Raw genomic sequence first — 22492 nt, forward strand, 5'->3', positions numbered from 1 at the left:
AGGGACACGGAGTGACTCTTATTGAAATTTCTGAGTTCCTCCGTTCCATCTGGGGACTTTGGTTGATGGTTTTGTTCCTCGGGATCGTCATCTACGCCTTCCGCCCCAAGAACAAGGATCGGCTGGAATCGTACGGTGACATTCCCCTGAGGGACGACGACGACAAGGAGCGCTAACATGGCTTCGATGGAAAAGGACTCGGTTTCCGGTCAGATGACGACCGGTCACGAGTGGGACGGCATCAAGGAGTTGAACACTCCTCTGCCGAAATGGTGGGTTTATGTGTTCTGGGCCTGCGTGCTGTGGGCCATCGGGTACTGGATCGCGATGCCGGCCTGGCCGACGCCTACGGGCTACACCCAGGGCATGCTGAACTATTCCTCGCGCGCCAACGTGGCCGAGGATCTGAAGGCTCAGCAGGCTTCGCGCGCCCAGTGGATGGCCAAGCTGCAGAACGCTTCGCCCGAGGACATCGTGAAGGACAAGGCCCTGCTCAACTTCGCCCAGTCGGCGGGTAAGGGTCTGTTCGGCGAAAACTGCTCGGCCTGTCACGGCGCCGGCGGTGTCGGTGTTCCCGGCGCCTACCCGCGTCTGGCCGATGACGAATGGATTTGGGGTGGTTCCCTGGCCGATATCGAACAGACCATCAAGTTCGGTGTCCGCAATGCCCACCCGGATTCGCGTCAGAGCGAAATGCTGCCCTTCGGTACCGGCGACGCCATGTCGGCCGACCAGGTCAGCCAGCTGGCCGACTATGTCGTGTCGCTGAGTGCCAAGACCCCGGCCGCCGGTTCGCCCGGCGAGGCCCTTTTCGCTGAACGTTGCTCGGCCTGTCACCAGGAAGGCGGCGTTGGCATGAAGGACCTGGGTGCTCCGGCGCTCAACAACAACATTTGGCTCTACAAGGGCGGCAAGGAAGGCGTCATCGCCCAGATCACCAAGCCCAAGCACGGCTCGATGCCGGCTTGGACCGAGCGTCTGGACGCTGGCACCATCAAGGTCCTGGCTGTCTACGTCCACTCGCTGGGTGGCGGCAAGTAAGCCAAGGTAATCGGGTCGGGGTGCGCTCTGTTCGCGGGGCGCACCCCTTCTCCGTTTCTGGTGTCCTGACCCGAAGGTTCGCACCGCGTGCCTTCGGGTCAGGGCATTTGTCATTGGTCGATTACCTGAAATTAAGTTGACGCCGGCCGTGCCGCGCGCGCATGTCGGCGATAATCGTTGGATGGCCCGGTCGAGCGCCCGTTTCGGGCGCAAAGCAAGGGGCTCAGCCCCCGGAGAGAAGTTTCGCGATGAACCAGCATGTGTCGCCGCCCAAGCAATCCACCTCGCTTTACGCCGAGACGGTGATCATCCACCCGCGCGCGGTCAAGGGTATCTACCGGAACCTTAAGTGGTGGTTGATGGCGCTGACCCTGGGCTTCTGGCACCTGGCGCCGTTCCTGCGCTGGGATCGCGGGCCCGGCGCGCCGGACCAGGCCATCCTGGCCGACCTGGACGGGGGGCGCGGCTATTTCTTCTTCATCGAGATCTGGCCGCAGGAGGTTTATTACCTGACCGGCCTGTTGCTGCTGGCGGCGATCGTCTTGTTCTTCATGTCGGCCTTGGCCGGTCGCGTGTGGTGCGGCTTCCTGTGCTGGCAGACGGTCTATACCGACCTGTTCATCCTGGTGGAAAGGCTGGTGGTCGGCGACCGCCCGGCCCGCATGAATCTGGTCCGGCGCAAGTGGGATGCCCACAAGATCACCAAGACCGCCATCGTCCATGCGGTGTGGCTGCTGATTTCGGCGGCGTGCGGCGCCTCGTTCGTGCTGTTCTTCGGCGACGCCTTCCAGACCCTGAAGGAAATCCTGACGCTGGAAGCGTCGATCGGCGCCTATTCGTGCATCTTCATCATCGGCGGCTTCTGCTATCTGCTGGCCGGTTTCGCCCGCGAGCAGGTGTGCCTGTACATGTGCCCCTATTCGCGCTTCCAGTCGTCGATGCTGGACGAGCATTCGCTGATCATCAATTACGAGACCTGGCGCGGCGAGCCGCGCGCCCCGATGCGCAAGGGCGGCAGTTTCGAAGGCCGCGGCCATTGCATCGATTGCAAGGCCTGCGTCCAGGCCTGCCCGACCGGCATCGACATCCGCGAAGGCCTGCAGATGGGCTGCATCGGTTGCGGCCTGTGCGCCGACGCCTGCGACACGGTGATGAAGAAGTACGGTTTGCCGCCGCACCTGATCAGCTATGATTCGGCCAACAATGTCGAGGCCCGCGCCAAGGGCACCAAGGGCGAGACCAAGCTGATCCGTCCGCGCACCCTGCTCTACACCGCCCTGATCGTGGTCATCGCCGCCGGCATGATGATTTCGCTGGGGACCCGGCGCACCACCGAGGCCAACGTGCTTCACGAACGCACGCCCTTGTTCGTGGTGCAGTCCGACGGCGCAATCCGCAACGGCTACACCTACAAGGTGCTGAACATGATCCGCAAGGACCGGACCTACCGGGTCAAGGTGACCGGTCTCGAGGGCGCCACCTTGAGCGTGGTGGGCGGTGCCACCCGTGTGGCCGAGACCGAGCTGCAGGTGACCGGCGACGATATCGGCACCTTCCGCGTCTATGTCGATGTGCCGGAAGGCAACCTTAGGGGCAAAAAGACCCCGATCTTCTTCGAGTTGACGGAATTGTCCGAGGGGAGCACGCTCCGCACCGAATCACTCTTCGCGGGGCCATAAGGATATGACGAGCATGGAAAAGACCCGCCAACGCGGCTGGTGGTATCCCTATATCTTCGTCGGCGCCTTCCTGGTGGTCATCGGGGTCAACGCGACCTTGGCCTATTTCGCCACCTCGACCTTCACCGGTCTGGCGGAAACCGACGCCTATGAAAAGGGCCGTCTTTACAACCGTGCGCTCGAGGCGGCCAAGGCCCAGGCCGACATGGGCTGGACGGTCGATACCAAGCTGAAGCCGGTGGCCGGCGTGCAGCCTGGCGTGGATATCGACATCGCCTACAAGGACCGCGACGGCAAGCCGGTCGAAGGGCTGGCGGTGACCGCTTCGGTGATCCGTCCGACCCTGGGCGGCTTTGATCACCAGATCACCCTGGCCCCGCTGGGCGGTGGGCGCTATGGCGGCCATTACGACCTGCCCTTGAACGGGGTGTGGGATCTGGAGATGGCGGCCCTTGGCGAAGGCGTTTCCTATCAGCACAGCCAGCGCATCGTGGTTCCGTGATCGAAAGACCGTGCCGTCATTGCGGGTCGCCGGTTCCGGCCTCGCTGGGCGGCGAGTTCTGCTGTCGGGGCTGCGAGGGCGCCTTCGAGCTGGTCCAGGGGCTGGGGCTCGAGCGCTATTACGCGCGCCGTTCGCTTGATCCCAACGCCCGGCCGACCCGCCCGGACGAGGCCGCCTCGGCCTTCCATGACGTTTCCGCCCATGTCCAGCAGGGCGATAACGGCGAAGCCAGCCTGAACCTGATGGTCGAGGGCATTCACTGCGCCGCCTGCGTCTGGCTGATCGAGGCGCTGCTGTCGCGCCAGCCTGGTGTCACCTGGGCGCGGGTCAACATGACCACCCGGCGCCTGGTGGTGCGCTGGCGGCCCGATCAGGTCGATCCCGGCACCTTCCTGGCCCCGGTCTTCAAGGTCGGCTATCGCCTGGTGCCGTTCGACCCGGCCAAGCTGGGCCGCGAGACCGACAAGGCGGAAAAGGACCTGCTGCGTGCCATGGCCGTGGCCGGCTTCGCCGCCGGCAACGTCATGCTGCTGTCGGTGTCGGTGTGGGCCGGGCATTTTTCCTATATGGGGCCGGCGACCCGCGACCTGATGCATTGGATCAGCGCGCTGATCGTGCTGCCAGCGGTGCTGTATTGCGTGCGGCCTTTCGCCCGCTCTGCCTTTGCCGCGTTGCGCGGCGGGCGCACCAACATGGACGTGCCGATCACCCTGGGTGTGACCCTGGCCTCAGCCATGAGCCTGGCCGAAACTATCCGCTCGGGCGAACATGCCTATTTCGATTCGGCCATCACGCTGTTGTTCTTCCTGCTGATCGGGCGCTATCTCGACAGCCGGGCCAGGGGGCGCGCCCGCTCGGCGGCGGAACATCTGCTGGCGCTCGACGCCGTCGCCGTCACCGTGCTGGAAGCCGACGGCACCCAGAAGCTGGTGCCGCCGACCCAGGTGGCGGTCGGCCAGACCGTGCTGGTGGCGGCCGGCGAGCGGATCGGCGTCGATGGACTGGTCGCCGAGGGTGTGTCGGATGTCGATACCAGCCTGATCACCGGCGAGACGGTACCGGCCGCCATCGGACCCGGCGCGCGGGTGTTCGCCGGCACCATCAACCTGTCGGGGCCGCTGCGCCTGACCGTCGATGCGGTGGGCGAGCGGACCCTGCTGGCCGAGATCGTGCGCATGATGGAGGTGGCCGAGCAGGGCCGCGCCCGCTATGTCGCCCTGGCCGACCGGGTGGCGCGGTGGTACGCGCCCGTCGTCCATGTCGCCGCTCTCGTCACCTTCCTGGGCTGGGTGCTGCTGGGCTCGATCCCCTGGCAGGTGGCGCTGCTGCATGCGGTTGCGGTGCTGATCATCACCTGTCCGTGCGCCCTGGCCCTGGCGGTGCCGGTGGTCCAGGTGATCGCATCGGGCCGGCTGCTGCGTCAGGGCATCTTGCTGAAATCGGCCACCGCGCTGGAACGCTTCGCCGAAATCGACCGGGTGGTGTTCGACAAGACCGGCACCCTGACCCTGGGCCGCCCTGTATTGGTCGAGAATGGCGGCTGGAACGCCACCGACCTGGCGGACGCCGCCCGTCTGGCCGCCGGCTCGCACCATCCGCTGGCCAAGGCGCTGGCATCGGCGGCGCCATCGGTGGGGCTGGCCCCCGATCTCCGCGAGGAACCGGGCCGCGGCATGGTCGCCGGCGCCATCCGTCTGGGCAGCCGCGCCTGGCTGGGCATCGCCGACGACGAACATGCCCAGGGGCCGGAATTGTGGCTGGACCGGCCGGGCGTGGCCCCGGTGCGCTTCGCCTTCCAGGATGGACCGCGACCGGATGCGGCGGCGATGGTGCGGGACCTGAAAACGCGCGGCCTGACCGTCGAGCTGTTGTCGGGCGACCGCGAGGCGACCGTGCGGCTGCTGGCTGCCGAATTGGGCATCGACACCTGGCGGGCCGGCTGCACCCCGGCCGACAAGGTGGCCCGGCTTGAACAGCTGAAGGGGCAGGGACACAAGGTGCTGATGGTCGGCGACGGATTGAACGACGCCCCAGCCCTGGCCGCCGCCCATGTCTCGGCCTCGCCGTCCAGTGCGGTCGATGTCAGCCAGACCGCCGCCGACGTGGTGTTCCAGGGCGAGCGCCTGGCCCCGGTGCTGGAGACCTTGCGGGTGGCGGAAAAATCGCGCCGTCTGGTGATGGAGAATTTCGCGCTGGCCCTGGGTTACAACCTCTTCACCGTACCGTTGGCGGTGGCCGGCCAGGTCACCCCCCTCATCGCGGCGATTGCCATGTCGACCTCGTCGCTGGTAGTAATTGGCAACGCCCTGCGGCTGACGCGCGGGAGAAAGGCTTGACCAATCTTTTGATGCTGATTCCGGTGGCTCTGGTTCTGGGGCTGATCGGCCTGGTGGCCTTCCTGTGGGCCCTGAAGTCCGGTCAGTTCGACGACCTGGACGGGGCGGCGCATCGCATTCTTTTCGAAGATGACGACGATGCCCCCGCCCAGCCGAAGGCGGCCCCGCCGCCCGGTCCCAACGGGTCATCGGGCTGACGGGGGCGAATGGTTGAGTGTGATGCCGCCACCACTGGACTTTGAAGACCACAAGGCAGAACGCGAAATCGATCTCGCGCGGCCGTCATGCCGCAATTGCGACGTCGTGCGCGAGATCGCCTTTTGCGCCGACCTGTCGTCGGACGAGATCAAGCGCCTGGCCAGCGTGCGCTGCCACGCCGAGTTGCCGGCCGCCTTCACCGTGTTCCGCGAGGGCGACGTCGCCGACCACGTCTATTCCATCTCGGGCGGCGCGGTGAAGCTTTACAAGCTTCTGTCAGATGGGCGACGCCAGATCATCGGGTTCCTGTTCTCGGGCGATCTGTTCGGCCTGGGCCTCGACGGCGGCTACGCCTATACCGCCGAGACCCTGACCCAGACCCAATTGTGCCGCTTCACCCATAGGAAGCTCGATTCGTTGCGCGGCGAGATTCCGATGCTGGAACGCCGGCTGTTCACCATGACCGTCAAGGACCTGGTGGCGGCGCACGACCAGATGCTGCTGCTGGGCCGCAAGACCGCGCGCGAGAAGGTGGCCAGCTTCCTCGACACCTTGTCGCGGCGCGCCGTCGAGCGCGGACTGGCCGCCAGCCCCGTCGATCTGCCGATGAGCCGGGCCGACATCGCCGATTATCTTGGCCTGACCATCGAGACGGTCAGCCGCACCTTCACCCAATTGAAGCGCGACGGCATCATCGGACTGCCGGCCTCGGGCCATGTGGTCCTGCAAGACACCAAGCGCCTCAAGGAAACCGCCGAGGGCGGCCCCACCGGTTGAAGCGAGGATCGCCACCGTGAGCACCCAAGTCCAAGCCAAGCGCGTCACCACCCGCGACATCCGCGCCCGCAAGGGTGGCGAACCGATCGTCGTGCTGACCGCCTATACCACCCCGGTCGCGCGCCTGCTGGACCGCCATGTCGATGTGCTGCTGGTCGGCGATTCGCTGGGGATGGTGCTTTACGGCATGGATACCACCCTGGGGGTGACGCTGGACATGATGATCAATCATGGCCGTGCGGTGATGCGCGGCTCGGACCATGCCTGCGTGGTGGTCGATATGCCGTTCGGCAGCTATCAGGAAAGCAAGGAGGTCGCGTTTCGCAACGCCGCCCGGGTGATGGTCGAGACCGGCTGCTCGGCGATCAAGCTGGAAGGCGGCCGCGAGATGGCCGATACCATCGCCTTCCTGGTCGAGCGCGGCATTCCGGTGATGGCCCATGTCGGGCTGAAGCCACAGGCGGTCCACGCCGCCGGCGGGTTCCGGGCGCAAGGCCGCCAGTCCGAGGAAGCGGCGGGCATCCGTGCCGACGCCCGCGCGGTGTGCGAGGCCGGGGCCTTCTCGGTGGTGGTCGAAGGCACCGTCGAGCCGGTCGCCCGCGCGCTGACCACCGAGATCATGATCCCGACCATCGGCATCGGCGCCTCGCCGGCCTGCGACGGCCAGGTTCTGGTCAGCGACGACATGTTCGGTCTGTTCTCGGATTTCACCCCGAAATTCGTCAAGCGCTATGCCCAATTGGGTCCGATCATCGACCAGGCGGCGGCGACCTTTGCCGCCGAGGTCAAGGCACGCACCTTCCCGGCGCCCGAACATTGCTTCGGCGTGCCCAAACCCCCCAAGATCTGACGAGCGTAGCCCATGGCCGAATCCCTCGACATCGTCCGCTCCAAGGCCGACCTTCGCGCCCGGGTGCGCTATTGGCGCGACCAGGGCCTCAAGGTCGCCTTCGTCCCCACCATGGGGGCGCTGCATGACGGCCATCTGGCGCTGGTCACCGCCGGACTGGACATCGCCGACCGGGTGGTCGCCTCGGTGTTCGTCAACCCGACCCAGTTCGGCCCCAACGAGGATTTCTCGCGCTATCCCCGCCAAGAGGAACGCGACGCCCAATTGCTGGACCAGGCCGGCTGCGCCCTGCTGTTCGCGCCGACCGTCGACGAGATGTATCCGCAAGGTTTCGCCTCCAAGGTATCGGTGGCCGGCGAGTCGGAAGGCTTGTGCGGCGGTGCCCGGCCCGGCCATTTCGACGGTGTCGCGACGGTGGTGACCAAGCTGCTTTTACAGGCCCAGGCCCATGTCGCCCTGTTCGGCGAGAAGGACTGGCAGCAATTGACGGTGATCCGCCGGCTGGTCACCGACCTGGACATCCCGGTCGAGGTGGTGGGCGTGCCGACGGTGCGCGAGGCCGACGGTCTGGCGATGTCATCCAGGAACGCCTATTTGTCGGCCGAGGACCGCAAGGTGGCGCCGATGCTGCATCGGTCCCTGCAGGCGGTGGCCGAGGGCCTGAAGGCCGGCAAGGGGTCCGAGGAACTGTGCCATCTGGCCGCCGCCGACCTGCTGGCCACCGGTTTCGCGTCGGTCGATTATGTCGAGGTGCGCGACGCCCTGACCCTGGCGCCGATGGCGCATCTGACCGGGCCGGCCCGCATTCTGGCCGCCGCCCGGCTGGGCGCCACCCGGCTGATCGACAATATCGGCGTGGAGCCATGAGTCCGACCATCTACCATATGTGCCGTGCCGACGAATGGCGGGCCGCCCAGGCCGTAGGGCGCTATGACGGCTCGTCGCAGGATGTGGCCGACGGCTTCATCCATTTCTCGACCGCGCTTCAGGTCGAGGCCAGCGCCGCCAAGCATCGCGCCGGCCAGGACGGCCTGGTGCTACTGGAGGTCGATGCCGCCCGGCTGGGTCCGGCCTTGAAGTGGGAGACAGCGCGCGGCGGCCAAGTGTTCCCGCATCTTTACGGATCGCTGCCGGTGGCGGCGGTCAACGCCGTTCACGACCTGCCGCTGGTCGATGGCCGTCATCACTTCCCGCCGCTGAGGGACTGAATTGTTCGATTACTTCAAGCTCGCCGGGCCGGTCATCCGCAGCCTGGACCCGGAAAAGGCCCACGGCCTGACCGTCCGCGCCCTGGCCTGCGGCCTGGTGCCCGGCCAACCGCGCGTCGATTCCGCCATGCTGGAAAGCACCCTGTGGGGCCTGCGCTTCCCCAATCCGGTCGGCCTGGCCGCCGGCTTCGACAAGAATGCCGAAGTGCCCGACGCCATGCTGCATCAGGGCTTCGGCTTCGTCGAGATCGGTTCGGTGACGCCCCGGCCGCAGCCCGGCAATCCCAAGCCCCGGATGTTCCGCCTGCCCGAGGACCGGGCCATCATCAACCGCATGGGCTTCAACAACCAAGGCCTGGAGGCGGTGGCCAAGCGCCTGGAAGCGCGGCCGCGCATCGGCATCGTCGGGTCCAATCTGGGCAAGAACAAGGACACCGAGGACGCCGCCTCGGATTACGAAAAGGGCGCCGCTCGCCTGGCGCCGCTGTCGGATTATCTGGTCATCAACGTGTCGTCGCCCAACACGCCGGGCCTGCGCTCGCTGCAGGGCCGCGACCAGTTGGAAGGGCTGGTTGGGCGCACCCGCGACGCGCTGGACCGGGCGGTGCCGTCGGGCAAGCGCCCGCCGCTGTTGCTGAAGATCGCTCCCGATCTGAACGACGAGGATCTGTCCGACATCGCCGCCGTCGCCCTGGCCGGCGCGCTGGACGGGCTGATCGTGTCGAACACCACCATCGCCCGGCCGGACAGCCTGAAATCGGCTTTCGCCAAGGAAACCGGCGGCCTGTCGGGGGCGCCGCTGTTCGCCCCTTCGACTGCCGTGCTGGGCCGCATGTATGTGCTGACCCAGGGGAAATTGCCGTTGGTCGGGGTCGGCGGCATCGCCAGCCCGGAACAGGCCTATGCCAAGATCCGGGCCGGCGCCTCGCTGGTCCAGCTTTACTCGGCGATGATCTATGAAGGCCCCGGCCTGGTCACCCGGGTCAATCGCGGCCTGATCGGCCTGCTGGCCCGGGACGGCTTCGCCTGCCTGGCCGACGCGGTGGGGGCGGATCACCGGTGACCATTCCGATCATCGATGGGCTGTCGGCACTGGCCGACCGTTTCGACGGGCTGATTCTCGATTTGTGGGGGGTGATCCATGACGGGGTCGAGGCCTATGCGGGCGCCCGCGAGGCCCTGGTCGCCATCCGCGCCGCCGGCAAGCGCACGCTGTTGCTGTCGAACGCGCCCCGGCGGTCCGACGCGCTGGTGGCCCAGCTGGACAAGATGGGCATCGGCCGCGAGCTCTATGATTTCGTGCTGTCCTCGGGCGAGGCGGTCCATCTGGAGCTGAAGAACCGCACCGATCCCTTCTATGCTGTGCTGGGCCGCAAGCTCTATCATCTGGGCCCCGATCGCGACCGCAATGTCTATGACGGGCTGGATTACCGTCCGGTGCCGCTGGACCAGGCCGATTTCATCTTGAATACCGGGCCGGTCGAGCTGACCGAGACCATCTCTGATTACCAGGCGTTGCTGGCCGAAGGGGTCGGGCGCGGCCTGCCGATGGTGTGCGCCAATCCCGACCATGTGGTGATCCGCCAAGGGGCGCGCATCATGTGCGCCGGTGAACTGGCCAGCCGCTACGCCGAACTGGGCGGCCTTGTATCGACGCGCGGCAAGCCCGACCCGGCCATCTACGGCCAGGTGTCGTCGATCCTGGGGGCGCCGAAGGACCGCATCCTGGCGGTCGGCGACGCGCTGCACACCGATATTCGCGGCGCCAACGGCGCCGGCATCGGCGCCATCTTCGTCACCCAGGGCATCCATGCCGAGGAACTGGGCATCCGCCCCGGCGCCATTCCCGATGCCAGCCGCCTGGACGAAGTGGTCGCCCGCCATGGCGACCGTCCGTTGGCGGCTTTGCCCACTCTTTACTGGTGAAAGGCTCGACCTGCATGAACTACGAAACCGATGCGGTGGTGGTGGGGGCCGGCCCGGTGGGGCTGTTCGCGGTGTTCCAGTGCGGCATGGTCAAGATGCGCTGCCATCTGGTCGATGCGCTGGACGCGGTCGGCGGCCAATGCATGGCGCTGTACCCGGAAAAGCCGATCTACGACATTCCCGGCTTCGCCAGTCTGCCGGCGGCCGAGCTGATCGCCCGGCTCGAGGCCCAGGCGGCGGCCTTCAAGCCGACCATCCATCTGGGCCGCCAGATGGTCGGGCTGGACCGCGTGGCCGATTCCTGGCGCTGCACCCTGTCGGACGGCACCCAGATCACCGCCAAGGCGGTGATCATCGCCGCCGGCTCGGGCGCGTTTGGCCCCAACCGGCCGCCCTTGGACGGCATCACCGCCTTCGAGGGCAAGGGAGCCGGCCTGGGCGTCCATTACTTCGTCGCCCGGCGCGAGGACTTCCGGGGGAAGTCGGTGGTGATCGCCGGTGGCGGCGATTCCGCCGTCGATTGGGCCATCTCGCTGGCGGAACTGGCCGAGCGGGTGATGGTGGTGCATCGTCGGCCGAAATTCCGCGCCGCCCCCGAATCCGAATCGCGCCTCAAGGACCTGGCCGATGCCGGCCGGGTCGAGCTGGTGGTGCCCTATCAGCTGCATGGGCTGGAAGGCGATAACGGCCGGCTGGCGGCGGTTACCGTCGCCACCCTGGAAGGCGAGGTCCGCCGCCTGGAGGCCGACGCCCTGCTGCCGTTCTTCGGCCTGGCCACCAACCTTGGCCCGATCGCCGAATGGGGGCTGGCCATGGACCGCAACACCATCGCCGTCGATCCGGCGACCATGGCCACCAGTGCGCCGGGCATCTTCGCCGCCGGCGACATCTCGGCCTATCCCGGCAAGCTGAAGCTGATCCTGACCGGCTTTGCCGAGGCGGCCAGGGCCGCCCATTCGGCCTATGAATTCGCCCATCCCGGCGAGGCCCTGCATTTCGAGCACTCGACCAGCGCGGGCGTTCCGCGCTGACCTGGGCCTTTCTTCTTTCCGGTTGGCGTCGTTCGGGACCTCTGCGAAGATGGCCCCACGGGGGGGATTCCACGACGGATCGGGGCCGATGGCAGAGGAAAAGACCAAGCTATCCCTGAAAAAGGGCTCGCGCGCCAAGACCGAGAGGACCGATCCCTGGCAGGTGCTGGTGGTGGATGACGAGCCTCAGGTCCACAGCATGACCCAGGTCCTGCTGCGCGACTTCCAGTTCGAGGGCCGCCCCTTCGCCATCGTCAGCGCCCATTCGGCCGGCGAGGCCCAGGGGATCCTGAAGGCCAATCACGACATCCCGGTGGTGCTGCTGGACGTGGTGATGGAAACCGACCATGCCGGCCTGGATCTGGCCCGCATGATCCGCGAGGATTTGGGCGACCGCCGCCAGCGCATCATCCTCAGGACCGGCCAGCCGGGCGAGGCCCCCGAACGCGACGTGATGCTGGCCTACGACATCAACGACTACCGCGCCAAGACCGAGCTGACCGCGCAGAAGCTGTTCACCGCCTTGGTCGCGGCCCTTCGGTCGTGGCAGCAGATTTCCACCATCGAGCAGTTGAACGCCACCCTGGAAGCCCGGGTCGAGGAACGCACCCGCGATTTGGCCGAGGCCCGCGCCTTCGCCGAATCCCTGGTCGAGCTGATGCCGCAGCCGGTATGGTTCAAGGATGCCCTGCAGCGTTACCGTCTGACCAACCGCGCCTTCCGCGAATTGTTCGCCATCGGGCCCGACCAGTGGCACGGCATGACCGCCGCCCAGGCGCTGGGGGCGCGCATGCCGGTGCACGAGGATGCCGGCGACCAGTCCCTGCTGGGCGGCCACCAGACCCGCATCGAGCTCGAGACCCAGCTGGTCGATGCCCGGGACCAGCAGCGCACGCTTCTGATCACCAAGGGGGTGTTCACCCAAGACGAAACCGTGCACGGCATCATCGGTATCGCCACCGACATCAGCGAGCGCAAGGCGCTGGAAAAGGAACTGCACCGCCTGGCGGTCACCGACCCCCTGACCGGCGCCGCCAATCGCCGCCGTTTCATGGCCAGCGGCCATATCGAGATCGAGCGCGCGGCACGCTATCAGACCCCGCTTTCGGTGGTGATGCTGGATATCGACTATTTCAAGAAGGTCAACGACACCTACGGCCACGGAATCGGCGACGAGGTGTTGCGCAAAGTCGCCGACGCGGTGCAAGGTTGCCTGCGCGAAATCGACCTTCTGGGCCGCCTGGGCGGCGAGGAATTCGCCGTGTTGTTGCCGGAAACCGGGTTGGATGCGGCGGTCGCGGTGGCGGAACGCTTGCGCCGGGCCATTGGGGCGATCATCATCCCCCTGACGGACGGAGGGTTGTCGGTGACCGCCAGCTTCGGTGTCGCCGAACGCGACGCCGACGAGTTGCTGTTCGACACCTTTCTCGGCCGCGCCGACGGGGCCTTGTATCGGGCCAAGGAATCGGGGCGCGACCGGGTGGATGCCTGTCAGCCATAAGGGGACGGGCCGCCTTCCAGGGGGATGGAAGAGCCGGCCGAGAAAGGGGTATGGACATGGAACCGGGCCAGAACATCATCGATCTCGCCACGGAACGGCGACGCCGGGGACCGCGCTTCGACGGCGAGATGATGCAGATTCTCGAGGTCAGCCGCGACCTGATCTGCCTGTGCCGGGGCGGCGCCATCACCGCCATCAACGGGGCGGGTGCCCGCATGCTGGGCGGCAAGACCACCGAGGAATTGATCGGGCGGCGCATGGCCGAATTCCTGATCCCCGAATACGGTCCGGTGCTGGACCTGTTCCTGGCCGGCATGGCCAGCGAGGACCGGCCGGTGCCCACCCGCATCCAGCGCCTTGACGGCCTGACCCGCGATGTCGAGCTGCAGGTGCACCGCGCCCGCGAGATCGCCGCCGACGCGACGGTGGTGACGTGTCGCGACATCACCAAGGAAGGCAAGCTGGCCGGCTCGGCGCAAGACAGCGATTCCCGCTTCCACCTGCTGGTCGACAATTCGATGAATCTGGTCTGCCATGTGGTGGCAGGCGTGATCCGCTATGTCAATCAGGCGGGCCTGAAGATGCTGGGCGCGGCCGAGCCCGAGGCGGTGCTGGGCCGCCGCCTGGAAGAGATCTTCCATCCCGATTACGCCGATCTGTTGAAGGGCGAGATGATCGAGACGGCGATCGCCGAGGACACCTCGGTGCCGCTTCGGCTGCACCGCCAGGACGGCTCGAACTTCGACGCGATCGTCAAGATCGCCAAGCTGCCGTCGCGCACCGGCCAGGAGCTGATGGTCGAGGCGCGCGACATCACCGCCCACAACCGCGCGGTGATGGCCCTGCGTCGGGCCAACGAAACGCTGGAGATGCGGGTGGTCAGCCGCACCCGCGAACTGGCCGAGCAACGGGCCAAGGCCGAGGAGATGCGTCAGATCGCCGATGCCGCCCGGCGCTTCACCGAGCGGCTGACCGACACCGTGCCCAGCCCGGTATGGTTCCGCGACGCCCGAGGCAACATCCAAAGCGCCAACCGCGCCTTCCGCGACCTGTTCGGCCCGGGCGACGGCGCTGCCGCCCTGCCCGACGAAGACGCGATCTCGGACGTCGAACTGATGGCCGGAACCATCGAGCGGACCAGCTTCGAGGCGGCGATCATGCTGCCGGGCGGCGGCCGCGTTGACGGGCTGTTCCTGAAGACCGCGTTTTGCGACGAGGAAGGCCGCCCGGTCGGCACCATCGGCATCATGACCGACATCTCGGATCGCAAGGTGATGGAACGCGAGCTGCGCCGCCTGGCCACCACCGATCCGCTGACCGGCGCCCACAATCGTCGCAACATCTTGTCCCTGACCTCCAATGAGATGGAGCGCTGTCTGCGCTATGGCCACGAGATGTCGGTGTTGATGCTTGATGTCGACGTCTTCAAGATGATCAACGACCGACACGGTCACGCCACCGGCGACGACGCGCTGAAGGCATTGGTCGCGACCTGCAAGGATTCGCTGCGCGACATCGACGCCATCGGCCGCATGGGCGGCGAGGAATTCGCCATCATGCTGCCCGAGACCGGGCTGTCCGGCGCGCTCGAGGTGGCCGAGCGGCTGCGGGGCAATATCGAGGCGCTGCGACTGAAGCTGGCCGATGGCGGCGCCATCGGCATCACCGCCAGCATCGGCTTGACCACCTGCCGGCCCGAGGACGTGGCGGTCGATATCTTGCTGAACCGCGCCGACCAGGCGCTGTACCGTGCCAAGGAAGCCGGCCGCAACCGGGTCGAAGCGGGCTAGAGGCGCTCTGTGACCGGGCGTCGGCGGGCAATCTGGGGTGGGGTGGCGGCACTGGTGCTGGCGGCCCTGGCCGGGCTGGCCCATTGGGGGCCGGATGCCGGGTTGCGCTGGGCCCTGAACCGCGTTCTGCATCAAATGGGCTGGACCCAGGTGGCCATCGCCCATGCCGATTTGTCGCTGTTCAACGGCGCCATCGTCGTCAAAAGCATGGAAGCCGGCCCCAGCCTGGGCAAGGCACTGGGCATCGACGGCCTGGATTTGCGGTTCCGCTGGAAGCCGCTTTTGTCGAAGCGGGTCGAGGTCGAACGGCTGGACCTGGCCGGCGTCACGGTCGAGGCGCGCCGCGTCGGCACCAAAATCGAGGTCAACGGATTGCCGGTGGCGGCCAGCGGCGGCGCCGGCGGCGATTCCTGGAGCTTCGACATCGCCGCCCTGGCCCTGACCAACAGCACCTTCCACCTGTCCGACGGGTCGTTCAAGGCGACCATCGCCATCGACCGCTTCGACCTGACCGACCTGAAGAGCTGGGCGCCAGACCAGCCGGCCCGCTTTCGCCTGGCCGGCCGGATCAACGGCGCGCCGCTGACGCTTTCGGGCCACGCCACCCCGTTCGCCGACCGGCCGGCGCTGGCCGTGACCCTCGACATCGCCCGGTTCGATCTGGGCAGCCTGGCCGAGTTGGCCAAAGGTGCCGGCATCACCCCGCCGGGCGGCGTGCTTGACGCGCGCATCAAGGTCGAGGGCGAACCGGACAGCCTGTCCGCCGATGGCCGGTTCGCGGTGGCGGGCGCCGCCCTGGCCTGGGACGGCGGCCGCATCTCGGCCGAGCGGCTGGAATGGACCGGCACTGCATCGCTGGCCACCCGGGCCGTGACCGGCAAAAGCGTGATCGACAATCTGCGGGTCATCACCGGCGACATGACCATCGCCAATCGCCGCCTGACCATCGACGGCACCCTGATGCCGGCCAAGGCCTTCGGCATCCTGCCGCCGCTGACCGGCCAGGCCGAATTGGTGGCCGACGGGGTGTCGATCCATCAGCCGGACCGGGAGTGGCTGAGCGCCGACCGGATCGACGCCCGCGGCATCCAACTGGCCGCCGGTCAGCCGGCGACCATCGGCCGGATCGACTTTCGCATGCTGGCGGCCTTGGCCGGCAAGGGCGCCGAGGCCTTTCCCCGCCGGTTGGAAAGCCGTCAGGTCGGTCTGGAAGGGCTGCACGTCGATCCCGATGGTCGGGTGACGGTGGCCGCGGCCAACATCACCGGCGCGCTGATCAGGGTGACGCGGCTGAAGACCGGCTGGGTCGGGTTGGGCCAAGGCGATGACGGCGGTGGCGAGATGCCGTCCTTCGCCGTCGGCCGGCTGCGCATCGACGGCCGCTCGCGCCTGGAATACGAGGACCGCGTGCCCGCCGAGCCGGTGCGGCTGGCCCTGGACGGGCTGGACCTGACCGCCAAGGACCTCGACAGCACCCGGCCCGGCCGCGATAGCCCGTTCACCCTGAAGGCCCGGCTGGGCGAGGGCCGCATCACGGCCTCGGGTGATATCCGGCCGTTCGCCGATACCTTCGCCGGCCGCGTCGCCGTTACCGCGCGGGCCATCGACTTGCCGGTGCTGTCGCCCTATGCCGCCGACGTGCTGGGGGTGCATCTGCATACCGGCCAGTTGGACGCCGACATCAAGGCCAGCACCGACAACGGTCGCCTGACCGGTCAGTTGGAGCTGACCCTGACCCAGCTTTACGTCGCCCAGCCCGATCCCAACGCGAAGCTGGCCAAGCAGGCCGACATGCCGATCGAGACGGTGCTGGACCTATTGCGCGATTCCGAGGGCCGCATCCGCCTGACCATCCCGGTCAAGGGCGAGTTGACCAATCCCGATTTCGACGTGTCCGACGCCGTCGGCCAGGCGGTGGCCGGCGCCCTGAAATCGACGGTGCTGACCACGCTGAAGGTGGCCTTTCCGGTCGCCGCCCTGATCGGGCTGGTGATCGACGAGGCGGAAAAGCCCCGCCTGGGGCTGGAGCCGTTGCGCTTCGCCGCCGGCTCCAACCAGCTGGAAGGTCCGGCGCTCGAGCAGTTGGGGACGGTTGGCGGCCTGTTGCGCCAGCGTCCGGGGCTGAAATTGTCGGTCTGCGGCACCGCCGACACCCACGAGGATTGGAGCGCGCTGATCCGCGCCGGCAGCCTGCTGGCCCGACTGCAGACCCTGGTCGGCAAGGAACCGGCCACGCCCCCCGACACCGAACGCCTGCTGGCGCTGGCCGATTCCCGGGCCCAGGCGGCCAAGACCTATCTGGTCGAACGCGCCGGCATCGATCCCGGCCGTCTGTTCACCTGCCGGTCGCGGGTCGGTTCCGACAAGAATTCGCAGCCCGGCGTGCTGCTGATGTTGTGATTATTTCTGCTTGGGCCGGAACGCCTGGCACACCGCCGGGTCGGTCTCCAGGAACGGGCCGCCGATCAGGTCGACGCAATAGGGGATGGCCGGCATCACCGCGGCCAGGCAATCGGCGATGGCGCTGGGCTTGCCGGGCAGGTTGACGATCAGGCTGGCGCCGCGGATGCCGGCGGTCTGGCGCGACAAGATGGCGGTCGGCACCACCTTCAGGCTTTCCGTCCGCATCAGCTCGCCGAAGCCCGGCATCATCTTTTCGCACACCGCCTCGGTCGCCTCGGGGGTGACGTCGCGCTTGGCCGGGCCGGTGCCGCCGGTGGTCAGGATCAGGCAGCATCCGTCCTGGTCGGCCAGGTCGCGCAAGGTCGCCTCGATGGTCGGCTGGTCGTCGGGGATCAGGCGGCTGACCGCCTGCCACGGGCTGGTCAGCGCCTTGGTGATCCACTCCACCATCGCCGGTCCGCCCAGATCCTGATAAACGCCGGTCGAGGCGCGGTCGGACACGGTGACGAAACCGATCTTGGCAATCATGGCTTAAGTCCTCGACAGGCGGGCCAGGTCGGCCGACCAACTGGTGTAGCGGGCGTGATAATCGGCCAGGCCGGGATCAGCGGCGGTGCGGGCGGCGAAATCCTCCAGCACCGGGCGCTGGCGGGACGCCACCAGGGCGACGTCGGTGCCGGCCAATTGGCGCAGCAATGGTCCGAAGCCCATCACCACGTTGCCGCCGGCCTGGGCGGCGGTCTGGGCCAGAATCTGGCCCATGCGCGGTTCGGCCTGCATCACCATGGCGGCGAAGGCCCGGATGGCTGGCTGGTCGGCGAGCAGGGCGTCGTGTTCGGCCCGCCAGTCGGTGTCGTCGACGATCCTGCCGTCTTGAACCACCACCGGCGCACTCTCGCCGATGTCGCACTCCCAGCCGGGCCGGGGCGTCAGCAGGTCGGCCTGATCGTCGGGGGCGCGCCAGCCCGCCACCGGCATGGTGCGGCAGCGGATCGGTTTGGAGTGGTGAATGCCGCACAGCCCATCGGATTGCAGTTCCGGGCAGCGGAAGCTGGGCGGGATATAGGCGGTCGGCGCCACCCGCACCGGCAACAGCCGGCCCGGCCCGACCGGGACCAGCAGACCGACCCCGGCGCCGGGCTCGCGGCCGGGGGTGGCGCGAAGCGGCGACCACACCATGGCCAAGGGGAAGCGGCCGGCATGAGCCAGCGCCTCGGGGATGGTGAGCGGCACCCAGCCGAAGCAGCACTTGCCGCAGGCGGTGCAGGAAAAGCGCGTGTCCATGGGTTCAGTCCTACAGCCCGGCGGGCGGGTTTGGCAAGCCGTAGCCGGCCGAGAACGGCACCGTCAGACCCCACAACCGGGCCAACTGGTCGGGCGAGGTCACCACATGGGTGCCGGGCGCCAAGTGGCCGGCGCTGTCCTCGATGACGATACGGCCGGGCTCGATGGACACCCGGCGGGTCACCGGCTGGCCGAAGCCATGGTGGGTTCCGACGAATTCCACGGCGGTGAAGCGGATCGCCTGGGCCTGGGCGCAATCCTCGAGCCGGAACGGGGCCAGCAGGGCCGCCGGCTCGCGCTCGCCCAGGCGCGGCGCGAAATGGGCCAGGACAGAACGGTAGCGATTGCGTATCGACAGGTCGGGGGTATAGATTCCGGTGCCCGGGTCGGTGGCCCAGCCGATGCCGTCGATCTCGATCTCGACCGCCAGCTGGTCGTTGTGGGCATGGCCGCCATTGCCGTTCTGGCCGACCGGGCCGCAGCGCACCGAGATGAAGGTCCTGTCGTTTCGCCACAGGAACAATCCGAATTCCGGAGAGGCGATGGCGGTCAGGCCACCCAGCGCCGTCGCATCGGGCGGCACGATCTCGAGCCGGATGGCCGGGGTGAAGGCGGCATTCCCAGCCGGCCAGACGGCGGCGGGGATGGTGACCTCGACCGGCCCGCCGGACAATTGGCGGACCAGCTCGGTCTCGAGGGCGGCCCGGGGCGGGGCGGCCAGGTCCACCCGCACCAACCCCTGGGCGGCGGCGATCAGCGCCCCCGGGTCCAGCCCGTCCAGGCCGGGGGTCAAGATCAGGAAGCGGCCGGAATCATTGTCGCCGATCTGGACCATGCGGCCCGACGGCATGGTCGTATCGGCTGCGAAACGGGCGGCGCCGGCCAAACGGGACAGGCATTCGGGGCCGAAGGGCGGCCAGGCGATGGGACCGGGCGGCAAGGCGGGCCGGCGCCGCCACAGGCGGTGATCATAGTCGGTGACCCGGCGCGCTTCGGGCAGGCCGTTGATCATCGCCACGGTATGGATGGCCATTTCCGCCGACAGGCGGTGATAGGCGGTCGAGGCCTCGAAATTGGCGCCCTGGGCATCGAACTGGCGGGGGATTTCCACCTGCAGCCAGCGGATCGCCAGGGCCAGGTAAATGTCGGTCTCGGGGGTGGCGGGCAGGGTGGCGGCGATCCAGGCCAGGCCGCAGATGTCGGCCAGGAAGTGGTTGCCGCGATGGGCCTCGTTCCATTCCAGATGGCCGGCGACATGGCGGGCATGGGCCAGCAGGGCGGTGGCGACGAAGGCGTGGAAATCCTCGTCGAAGGTGGCGCCGCCGGCCTGGAACAGGTCCAGCGCGACGATGATGTTGACGGCGCGGATCGCCACGTCCATCGGGCAGGCCCAGTTGACCCCCCAGCCGGGCGGGTTGGCGGCCAGGAAGTCCAGTACCTGGTCGTGGAACTCGTCAGCCAGGCGCCGATCATTATCCAGTCCGAAGGCCAGGGCCAGGCCGGGCAGGTGCTGCAGCCGGGCCAGTTCCCACGGCACCTTGACGTCCACGCCCGGCTTGTGGCCATAGGCGACGCTGGGGCCGAAGGTGTCGGGCTGCCAGCGATAGCCCGACTTGAAATCCACATGCCAGTCGATCGGGCGGTAATCGGGATTGGTCAGGCAATCGAGCAGGATCATCACCTGCACCCGGTTGCCCGGCGTGGCCTGGGCGACGATGGCCGCCTTCCAGTCGGCGCCCAGCGCGCGGCCGGGGCCATAGCGATGGCGGCCGAACCCGGCGAAGCGCGCCCCGTGCGCCACCACCACCGGCCCCGACCCCAACAGGTCGAAGCGATGCGCCAGCACATCGGCGGCCAGCCTCCGCAAGGAATCGGCGTTGGCCTCCAGAGGCGCGCGGTCGGGGGCGTGGAAACGACGGATCAGCGCGCCCCGGACCTGCTCGGGCGGCGGGAAGGTGCTTTGCCTGCGCAGCATCTTGCCGACCAGCCGCCGGCCTATTGTTCTGGTGGCGTAACGGATTGTCTTGGCCGCCGCCTCGGTGGGCGACATGGTCAGGGCGTGGCGGATAAGGTGGGTCAGCGACATCAGGGCTTGGGCGCGTATTCGGGCACCAGCCGGCGCAGGCGGGCGATGGCGGCCGGGGCGTCGTGGGCGCGGCATTCGCCTTCCAGGTTGTGCAGTTCGGCGGCCAGTTCGGCCACATCGACCGAGCGGGGCGTGGCCACCAGGATGCCCTCGCGGTCGGTGGCGACCGGCGGCTCGGCGCCGTGGAAGATTTCCTCGAACAATTTCTCGCCGGGGCGCAGTCCGGTGAAGGCGATCTTGATGTCGATATCGGGGCGCAGGCCGGCCAGGCGGATCATCTGGCGGGCCAGGTGGACGATGCGGACCGGCTCGCCCATATCCAGCACGAAGATCTTGCCGCGATAATCGGGATGGGCGTCGCCGAAGGCCGAGGCCTGCAGGACCAGTTCGACCGCCTCGCGCACCGTCATGAAATAGCGGGTCATCTCGGGGTCGGTGACGGTCAGCGGCCCACCCTCGGCCAGTTGCTTCTGGAACAGCGGCACCACCGAGCCGGTCGAGCCCAGCACGTTGCCGAACCGCACGGTGACATAACGGGTGCTGATGCCCGACAGGTCCAGGGCCTGGGCGTACATCTCGGCGACGCGCTTGGACGCCCCCATGACGTTGGTCGGGTTGACCGCCTTGTCGGTCGAGATCTGCACCATCAGCCGAACCCCGTGGGCGGCGCAGGCATCGGCGACATTGCGGGTGCCGACGGCGTTGGTCAGCAATCCCTCGTCGGGGTTCCATTCCACCATCGGAACGTGTTTCAGGGCGGCGGCGTGGAACACCAGCTCGGGCCGGTGGGCGCGCATGGCGTCGTCGATCCGGGTGGCGTCGCGGACATCGCCCAGCACCGGGTGACGGGCCAGGTCGGGGTGGCGGCCGGCCAGTTCCAGGTCGATGGTGTAAAGATTGAACTCGCAGGCCTCGAACAGCACCAGGCTTTCCGGCGCCCAGTCGGAAATCTGGCGCACCAGTTCCGAGCCGATCGAGCCGCCGGCCCCGGTCACCAGCACGCGCTTGCCCTTGATCAGGGCCTCCATGCCCTCGCGGTCCAGCACGGTCTGCGGCCGGCCCAGCAGGTCCTCGACGGCGATCGGGCGGATGGTCAGCTTGTCCTCGACACCGTCCTTCAGGTCGGTCAGGCGGGGGATACGGGCCAGCGGCAGGCCCAGGCGGTCGGCCTGGTCCAGCAGGCGGCGCATCTCGCCGCCATCCAGGCGGTGGTCGGTGACGATCAGCCGCTGCGGCAGGCTGCCGGCGGCCTTGAGGCGGGCCATCACCGATTCGAGCTCGGCGGTCGAGCCCAGCACGTCGATGCCGTGGATGTTGCGTCCGACCCGGCCGCCGCCATCCGAGATCAGGCCGATGGCCCGATATTCGGCGTCGGGCGCCATGGTGGCGCGGATGAACAGCTCGGCCTCGTCGCCGGCGCCGACCAGCAGGACCGGAACCCGGGTGCCGCCGGCGGCGTTCTTGGCCGAGCGGCGACGATCCTTCCACGACCGATACAGAAAGCGCGGGCCGCCCAACAGGGCCAGCAGCACGAACCAGTTGATCACCGGCACCGAGCGCGGCAGATCCTGCAGGCGGGTGACCAGGAACATCAGCACGGTGAAGATCAGGATGGTCAGGGTGGCGCCACGGGTCAGCGTCATCAGATCGTTGACCGAGGCATAGCGCCACACCCCCTTGTACATCCGCGACATCAGGAAGGCGGCGGCGGCGGTCAGGGTGAAGGCCATGGTGGCGATCGCCATCATGGCGGCGTCCCAGCCGGGCATCGCCAGTTCGCCCTGACGCAGGTGGACGGCGGCCAGGAACGACAGGGCGGCCATGATCACGTCATGGGCGAAGGCGACATGGCCACGGTGCAGAATCGGTTTCACGCGCAT

General features: G+C 67.9%; 20 protein-coding genes. 16 read left to right on the forward strand and 4 right to left on the reverse strand.

The features are described 5' to 3' along the window. Positions 1-11: 11 nt before the first annotated feature. From A6A05_RS20010 to A6A05_RS06440, 16 genes are all read left to right on the forward strand, one after another. Positions 12-176, forward strand: a complete 165-nt coding sequence (locus tag A6A05_RS20010) for a cbb3-type cytochrome oxidase subunit 3 (RefSeq protein WP_082910745.1) — start codon at positions 12-14, stop codon at positions 174-176. Position 177: 1 nt separating this feature from the next. Continuing rightward, the gene (ccoP, locus tag A6A05_RS06370; RefSeq protein ID WP_068498575.1) at positions 178-1041 is read left to right on the forward strand and encodes a cytochrome-c oxidase, cbb3-type subunit III; all 864 of its coding nucleotides are present in this window, start codon (positions 178-180) and stop codon (positions 1039-1041) included. A gap of 248 nt (positions 1042-1289) precedes the next feature. Continuing rightward, the gene (gene ccoG, locus A6A05_RS06375; protein ID WP_068498577.1) at positions 1290-2720 is read left to right on the forward strand and encodes a cytochrome c oxidase accessory protein CcoG; all 1431 of its coding nucleotides are present in this window, start codon (positions 1290-1292) and stop codon (positions 2718-2720) included. Between the two features lie 13 nt (positions 2721-2733). Continuing rightward, positions 2734-3222, forward strand: coding sequence for a FixH family protein (locus tag A6A05_RS06380; RefSeq protein ID WP_068498579.1), 489 nt, complete (start codon positions 2734-2736; stop codon positions 3220-3222). Further along, positions 3219-5558 (forward strand): heavy metal translocating P-type ATPase metal-binding domain-containing protein, encoded by a 2340-nt coding sequence (locus tag A6A05_RS06385; protein WP_068498580.1) that lies wholly within the window; start codon positions 3219-3221, stop codon positions 5556-5558. The genes A6A05_RS06380 and A6A05_RS06385 overlap by 4 nt, the downstream gene beginning before the upstream one ends. Then, positions 5555-5755: a cbb3-type cytochrome oxidase assembly protein CcoS gene (gene ccoS, locus A6A05_RS06390; protein ID WP_156520938.1), complete on the forward strand. Its 201-nt coding sequence runs from the start codon at positions 5555-5557 to the stop codon at positions 5753-5755. The genes A6A05_RS06385 and ccoS overlap by 4 nt, the downstream gene beginning before the upstream one ends. A gap of 22 nt (positions 5756-5777) precedes the next feature. Continuing rightward, entirely contained in the window at positions 5778-6533 is a 756-nt protein-coding gene (locus A6A05_RS06395; protein WP_082910747.1) for a helix-turn-helix domain-containing protein, read from the forward strand. 16 nt (positions 6534-6549) lie between these two features. Continuing rightward, entirely contained in the window at positions 6550-7383 is an 834-nt protein-coding gene (panB, locus tag A6A05_RS06400; protein ID WP_068498582.1) for a 3-methyl-2-oxobutanoate hydroxymethyltransferase, read from the forward strand. A gap of 12 nt (positions 7384-7395) precedes the next feature. After that, positions 7396-8250 carry a pantoate--beta-alanine ligase gene (panC, locus tag A6A05_RS06405; protein ID WP_068498585.1) on the forward strand — a complete coding sequence of 285 codons (855 nt, stop codon included), beginning with the start codon at positions 7396-7398 and terminating at the stop codon, positions 8248-8250. Then, positions 8247-8591, forward strand: a complete 345-nt coding sequence (locus A6A05_RS06410; protein ID WP_068498587.1) for a DUF952 domain-containing protein — start codon at positions 8247-8249, stop codon at positions 8589-8591. The genes panC and A6A05_RS06410 overlap by 4 nt, the downstream gene beginning before the upstream one ends. 1 nt (position 8592) lies before the next feature. Then, on the forward strand, positions 8593-9654 hold the full coding sequence (locus tag A6A05_RS06415) for a quinone-dependent dihydroorotate dehydrogenase (RefSeq protein ID WP_068498588.1): 1062 nt from the start codon (positions 8593-8595) through the stop codon (positions 9652-9654). After that, complete coding sequence (locus A6A05_RS06420) at positions 9651-10517, forward strand: TIGR01459 family HAD-type hydrolase (protein WP_082910749.1); 867 nt, start codon at positions 9651-9653, stop codon at positions 10515-10517. Before A6A05_RS06415 ends, A6A05_RS06420 begins: the two co-directional genes overlap by 4 nt. A gap of 14 nt (positions 10518-10531) precedes the next feature. Further along, entirely contained in the window at positions 10532-11548 is a 1017-nt protein-coding gene (locus A6A05_RS06425; protein WP_068498593.1) for an NAD(P)/FAD-dependent oxidoreductase, read from the forward strand. A gap of 88 nt (positions 11549-11636) precedes the next feature. Beyond that, positions 11637-13049 carry a diguanylate cyclase gene (locus tag A6A05_RS06430; protein ID WP_068498595.1) on the forward strand — a complete coding sequence of 471 codons (1413 nt, stop codon included), beginning with the start codon at positions 11637-11639 and terminating at the stop codon, positions 13047-13049. A gap of 56 nt (positions 13050-13105) precedes the next feature. Continuing rightward, a complete protein-coding gene (locus A6A05_RS06435; RefSeq protein WP_216635766.1) occupies positions 13106-14839 on the forward strand; it encodes a sensor domain-containing diguanylate cyclase in 1734 nt (577 codons plus the stop codon). 9 nt (positions 14840-14848) lie between these two features. Beyond that, positions 14849-17239: a DUF748 domain-containing protein gene (locus A6A05_RS06440; RefSeq protein ID WP_156520939.1), complete on the forward strand. Its 2391-nt coding sequence runs from the start codon at positions 14849-14851 to the stop codon at positions 17237-17239. Here A6A05_RS06440 and mog read toward each other — a convergent pair whose 3' ends face one another. The 4 genes from mog to A6A05_RS06460 are packed head-to-tail and all read right to left on the reverse strand — an operon-like array spanning position 17240 to position 22492. Further along, positions 17240-17770 carry a molybdopterin adenylyltransferase gene (gene mog / locus A6A05_RS06445; RefSeq protein ID WP_068498601.1) on the reverse strand — a complete coding sequence of 177 codons (531 nt, stop codon included), beginning with the start codon at positions 17768-17770 and terminating at the stop codon, positions 17240-17242. It lies immediately after the preceding gene. A 3-nt stretch (positions 17771-17773) separates the two neighbouring features. Then, a complete protein-coding gene (locus tag A6A05_RS06450; RefSeq protein WP_068498602.1) occupies positions 17774-18526 on the reverse strand; it encodes a YkgJ family cysteine cluster protein in 753 nt (250 codons plus the stop codon). A gap of 10 nt (positions 18527-18536) precedes the next feature. Next, the gene (locus A6A05_RS06455) at positions 18537-20612 is read right to left on the reverse strand and encodes a heparinase II/III domain-containing protein (protein WP_068498604.1); all 2076 of its coding nucleotides are present in this window, start codon (positions 20610-20612) and stop codon (positions 18537-18539) included. Beyond that, entirely contained in the window at positions 20612-22492 is a 1881-nt protein-coding gene (locus A6A05_RS06460) for a polysaccharide biosynthesis protein (protein ID WP_068498606.1), read from the reverse strand. The genes A6A05_RS06455 and A6A05_RS06460 overlap by 1 nt, the downstream gene beginning before the upstream one ends.

The sequence above is a fragment of the Magnetospirillum moscoviense genome (assembly GCF_001650635.1).
In the GTDB taxonomy this organism is placed as follows: Bacteria; Pseudomonadota; Alphaproteobacteria; order Rhodospirillales; family Magnetospirillaceae; genus Magnetospirillum; species Magnetospirillum moscoviense.